A 5,423-nucleotide genomic window follows, 5' to 3' on the forward strand; every position below is an offset into this window, starting at 1 on the left:
GCCCGACGCTTCTCAAAGATACGAGAAGATACAAGCAGCAAGCCGGTCGCAAATTTCTTCTTTCTGTCTTTTCTCCCCCGTCAAGGACACACGCGCATTCTTGACCTCTGCAACCTCAACCTCCTCAACAAAAGAAGACCAAGACCCACAGTTTGGACAGTGCCCTAAATACTTAGGGGAATTATACTCACAATTTTGACACACAAATGTCGCCTTTTTCTTTGCGATAATAAACCTCTTTCTATATCTCTATCTCACATTCAATCACTTGGCAAAAATCAATCTTATCATTTGGCACAAACTGGCGCATGAGCATTCCGTGAGTTACAATGATAATAGTTTTATAATTTTTATACTTTTCCAAAGCTCTTAAAAAACGATGACGCATCTCTAGATCAGTTTCATAGCGATAGGGAGAATCTTCAGATAAACCTCCTTGATGTTTTAGATAATATTCATGAGCTACCAATACACTAGTTAAATCAGAGTTAGTGCCATCTAAGTCTGGACGCCACTCATGAAAACGGCTCCACAAATAAGTCCAATCCTGTTTCAACTGCTATATAATGTGCTGTTTCTAAAGCCCTCGTCACAGACGATGAAATAATAATCTCTGCCTTTCCAAAACATGCAGTTTTAGCAGCTTCTTTTGCCAGACTGCAACCTTTTCCTGTCAATGGTGCTAAATCACGACCAAAACCACTATAGAGTTGCGGATTTTCAAGTTTATCAAGCATACTATAATCTGGCTCCCCATGACGTACAAAGATAATCTTCATCTTAGTGCCCAGTTGATCCAAATCCACCAGTCCGCACGCCATCTGCCGCATCGCCATCCGCAATCAAAAATGGAGCAAAGACAGCCTGAACCACACGTTCCCCAACTTCAAGAACAACTTCCTGATCGGTAATGTTTTTCATCTGTGCAAAGATATGTCCTTCATTTCCTGGGTTACCATAATAATCTCCATCAATGACACCCACAGAGTTAATCAAAACCAAGCCCTTCTTACGAGGGTTTGAAGAACGATCATAGAGATAAAGCACTTCTGTCGGTTGCATATAGGCCTTAACCCCTGTTGGAACAAGGACAATCTCTCCTGGAGCAATAACTGTGCGCACAGCAACCTTTAAGTCGTAACCAGCTGCATGTGCTGTCTCACGCTTGGGTAGCAAACTCTCATCTGTAAAACTAGAAACTAATTCAAAACCACGAATTTTCATATTTCCCTCTTTTTAATCTTTTATTCTAGGCTATTTTATCTTATTTATTCGAAAAAAGCACGAAAAATCTTCTATATAAAATAAAGAAAAGTGTCCTATCAAAAAGCAAACAATAAAATCATACAAAAAAATTTAAAGATATTTCAAATGTCCCTTATTTTCCCTTTTATTAACAAACTCATTCCTATTTAGCCACACTTAAACTATTTTCTTTAAAGCACAAAAAAAGAGCACACAATTCACTTCGCTTAGGGCTGCTGGATTCCTCCCCTGACCCGCTTCACGCAGAACTGTTGCTCCATTAGTTATTATACCACATTCCCAAAGATTTTAAAAGAGAAATTATTTTTTCCGTCGATTTCTAAAAAATTCCTGCATAATACCTGCACATTCACTCTCTAAAATCCCCGTCTCAACATCCACACGATGATTAAGACGCTCGTCTGTCAAGATATCATACAGACTTCCAGCTGCACCAAATTTCTGATTTTTAGCCCCATAAACTACCTTAGGGATACGAGCAAGCCCAATCGCCCCGCTGCACATCACACAAGGCTCAATAGTCACAAAAAGTGTGCAATCCAACAAACGCCAGCTCTCTTCCCTCAGATTCGCATTCTCGATGGCCATAATCTCAGCATGCATAACCGCACGTTGCAACTCCTCGCGGGCATTGTGGCCCCGACCAATGATTTCTCCATCCTTTATAATTACGCAACCTATTGGGATTTCATCATGCTCTAAAGCAATCTCTGCCTCCTTCAAGGCCTCTCTCATAAATGCTTCTTTTTCTTCAACTGTATAATCCATAGCTTCTCTCTTTTCCTGCTTATTATCTTTTAAAATCTCTTCCAAATATATCAGAATTCCCTTAGCATTAATGTAATACTAACATCTGCAACTTCAAAATAATATTTTTATCGATTCATAACTAATTTACTCTTTAATTTTCACTGACTATCATCAATTTTATCATTATACCATGTTTCACTACATAAAAAAAGCCACCGAATGCGGTGACTTTATAGGGAGATTATTATGAAAAAGAAAAGTTTAGGATATTTGTTACAACAAGTTAGGAGGTCTTCTTGTAACTCTATAGTATAGCTGAACTATCTTAAACAAATCTTAAAAAATCTCTTATGACCAAACACTTTCTAAAATATTTGTTTGTTCACGACCAGGACCCACTGAGAAAGTAGAGATACGAACGCCAACCAATTCGCTAACACGACGAACATAGTTACGTGCATTTTCAGGAAGATCTTCCAAAGTACGTACTCCAGTGATATCTTCTGACCAACCTGGTAATTCTTCATAAATAGGTTTACAACGTTTCAATTGTTCAAGACTAGCTGGATAGTAGTCAATGCGTTGACCGTCAAGATCATAAGCAACACAGATTTTAACTGTATCCAAACCACTCAAAACATCGATAGAGTTCAAAGATAAATTTGTAATGCCAGAAACACGGCGACTATGACGCATCACAACTGAGTCAAACCAACCTACACGACGTGGACGACCTGTTGTAGTACCATACTCATGACCTACTTCACGAATGCGTTCTCCCACTTCATCAAACAATTCAGTTGGGAATGGACCATCACCAACACGACTTGTATAAGCTTTACATACACCTACAACCTTGTCAATCTTGCTTGGACCAACACCAGAACCAATTGTCACACCACCAGCAACAGGGTTTGAAGAAGTAACAAACGGATAAGTTCCTTGATCAATATCTAACATGACCCCTTGTGCACCTTCAAAAAGAACACGTTTGCCATTATCAAGTGCATCATTCAAGATAACAGAAGTATCTGTTACATATTGCTTGATTTGTTGGCCATACTCATAATATTCTTCAAAAATATCATCAAATGAAATAGGTTCGCTATCATACAATTTTACAAATTGACGATTTTTCTCAGCAAGATTGCGTTCTAAACGTTCACGGAAAATCTCTTTATCCAAAAGATCTGCGATACGGATTCCAACACGAGCAGCCTTATCCATATAAGCTGGTCCGATACCCTTGATAGTAGTACCAATTTTATTTTCACCCTTAGCTTCTTCTTGCAAACGGTCTAACTCGATGTGGTACGGCAAAATAACATGCGCACGATCAGAAATACGTAGATTATCTGTTGTAACACCTTCATCATGAAGATAGCTCAACTCTTTCACAAGTGACTTAGGATTTACAACCATCCCATTCCCAATGACAGAAATTTTTTCAGGGAAGAAAATTCCAGAAGGAATCAAGTGCAACTTAAATTTCTTTCCATCGATCACAATTGTGTGACCAGCATTATCGCCACCTTGGTAACGTGCAATCACTTCTGCATTAGCTGAAAGGAAGTCTGTAATCTTCCCTTTACCTTCATCACCCCACTGGGTACCTACAACAACAACTGAAGTCATAATCTTGTCTGAGCCCTTAGGCTCTTCCTTTCTCACATACATGGCAGGAATCTCACCTGCAATTATATCTTACAATTTATTATAATAAAGATTCTCAATTTTTTCAAGACCAAAGACCAGAAACATTAGGGAATTAAAGAAAATTAGAAAATTAATATTAAAAAAATATTGTAAATTTATATTATGAAAAGAAAAAACTATAAAATCGTTCGGAAATATGAAAATTATAAATTATCCCCCAACCCAGTCATTTGAAATCAATAACTGTTCAATGTACAAACGGTAGCAAGCTCTATAGTGGTAAGAAAATAAAGGATGCATAATATCAAGCTTGTACCGAACTAAATAATAGAGTAAAAATCGAAGATGAAAAACTTCCCATTCTAAATCATTATCTACTAAATAACTATATTCCTTTTCAATAACATCATAAAAATCAAGATATTGTTCATAAATCTGTTCAATCATTTTATTTGACTCCATTTCTATTGATAAAATGAGTATAACAAAAAAATAGAAGAACCAGGGAGGATACTTCTATCATGTACTATAATGAATATTCAAATAAATAACAGATAAAAAAATTAACAGTTCAGGTCAACAATCCTACATTTCAAAAAATATCTAAAATTTCTGTAATGAAAGGAAATCACTGTAGGAATTATTCTAGTTTATTTTATTAGATAAATTGTAAAATATATTGCACAAAAAACTCATAGCATATCATTGGTGTAAACTGTAGGTAACCACACAAACAGAACCCGAGGAAAAACTATAAGCTACTCCCATCCTACCATAACTGACCGAATAAAGATAGAAACTTACTTGGATTTAGGTTTGAAACCCTGCCAAATTGCAAGTAAACTTGGCGTCCATAAGTCTACCATTTTAAGAGAGTTAATACAATGCCAAAATGGTTATTCCGCAGTCTTAGCACAGAAACAGAACAACCACAGAGCTAAGCAAAAGGGCCGGAAGTCTTGTTTAACACCAAAATTGAAAAAGGAAATTGAGAACTGTTTAAAATCTTCCTGGTCACCTGAACAGATTTATAACCCCTATCAACTTATACAAAAGCCAATAGTAGCTTTTAAAACCATCTATAACTGGCTCAATGCAGGTTTGATTGATCTAGATTTAAGAGTCCTTCGTCGTAAAGGAAAAACTTGACAACCCAAAGAAACACGTCAAACATTTAGGATTGACACGCCGATTGCTAAACGTCCTAAAGAGGTCCGAATTCGTGAGAGTTTTGGTCACTAGGAGATCGACTTCCAGAGGCAAAAGCAAGGGCTATTTAGCGACCTTGCTGGAGCGGAAAAATCGCTTTTACTTAACTTTCAATATACCAGATAGAACAGCCAAAGCCATGTTTTCAGCCATCGAACAACTTTGTAGGATATTTCCAAATGTTGCACTTATTCTAGCAATTTATCTCATTAAAAAACTCATCTGAACTATGATTGCAACATAGCAAAATCCATTAATGAATTACTTATAAAATATATTAAATATTAATAAAGAGCTAAATAAAAAAAGGATCAAGATGATCCCTGAAAGACAAATAAAAAAACGTTCCTTAGAACGTTTACATACTCCGCCAGTAGGACTCGAACCTACGACATCATGATTAACAGTCATGCGCTACTACCAACTGAGCTATGGCGGATTAAAGCTAAGCGACTTCCTTATCTCACAGGGGGCAACCCCCAACTACTTCCGGCGTTCTAGGGCTTAACTTCTGTGTTCGGCATGGGTACAGGTGTATCTCC

Annotated in this window: 4 protein-coding genes, 1 tRNA gene, 1 rRNA gene, 1 other RNA gene and 4 pseudogenes; 1 reads left to right on the plus strand and 10 read right to left on the minus strand. The window is 37.1% G+C overall.

Features of this window, described 5'->3' with window-relative positions:
* The 8 genes and pseudogenes from E7C97_RS09195 to comW all read right to left on the minus strand — a co-directional run.
* Nucleotides 1–74 (minus strand): annotated as a pseudogene (locus E7C97_RS09195) (cysteine hydrolase); the annotation flags it as partial.
* A pseudogene (locus E7C97_RS09200) lies at nt 70–231 on the minus strand (DNA repair protein RadA); the annotation flags it as partial. The pseudogenes E7C97_RS09195 and E7C97_RS09200, both read right to left, overlap by 5 nt.
* A gap of 10 nt (nt 232–241) precedes the next feature.
* A pseudogene (locus E7C97_RS09205) lies at nt 242–779 on the minus strand (histidine phosphatase family protein).
* 1 nt (nt 780) lies between these two features.
* Nucleotides 781–1,224, minus strand: coding sequence for a dUTP diphosphatase (locus tag E7C97_RS09210; protein WP_075230760.1), 444 nt, complete (start codon nt 1,222–1,224; stop codon nt 781–783).
* 212 nt (nt 1,225–1,436) lie between these two features.
* Nucleotides 1,437–1,534, minus strand: an RNA gene (gene ffs / locus E7C97_RS09215) — signal recognition particle sRNA small type.
* A 32-nt stretch (nt 1,535–1,566) separates the two neighbouring features.
* Nucleotides 1,567–2,034 carry a tRNA adenosine(34) deaminase TadA gene (tadA, locus tag E7C97_RS09220; protein WP_075230761.1) on the minus strand — a complete coding sequence of 156 codons (468 nt, stop codon included), beginning with the start codon at nt 2,032–2,034 and terminating at the stop codon, nt 1,567–1,569.
* 330 nt (nt 2,035–2,364) lie between these two features.
* A complete protein-coding gene (locus tag E7C97_RS09225) occupies nt 2,365–3,651 on the minus strand; it encodes an adenylosuccinate synthase (RefSeq protein WP_025171244.1) in 1,287 nt (428 codons plus the stop codon).
* 231 nt (nt 3,652–3,882) lie between these two features.
* Nucleotides 3,883–4,119, minus strand: coding sequence for a sigma(X)-activator ComW (gene comW / locus E7C97_RS09230; protein WP_049503840.1), 237 nt, complete (start codon nt 4,117–4,119; stop codon nt 3,883–3,885).
* Nucleotides 4,120–4,425: 306 nt separating this feature from the next.
* On the opposite strand from comW, the pseudogene E7C97_RS09235 reads away from it, so the two are divergent.
* A pseudogene (locus E7C97_RS09235) lies at nt 4,426–5,071 on the plus strand (IS30 family transposase); the annotation flags it as partial.
* Between the two features lie 175 nt (nt 5,072–5,246).
* Here the strand turns inward: E7C97_RS09235 and E7C97_RS09240 are convergent.
* Together E7C97_RS09240 and rrf are read right to left on the minus strand one after the other, a co-directional pair.
* Nucleotides 5,247–5,320 (minus strand) — tRNA-Asn (locus E7C97_RS09240).
* A gap of 5 nt (nt 5,321–5,325) precedes the next feature.
* Nucleotides 5,326–5,423 (minus strand): 5S ribosomal RNA (gene rrf / locus E7C97_RS09245); the annotation flags it as partial.

Source organism: Streptococcus sp., assembly GCF_032481935.1.
Taxonomy (GTDB): Bacteria; Bacillota; Bacilli; order Lactobacillales; family Streptococcaceae; genus Streptococcus.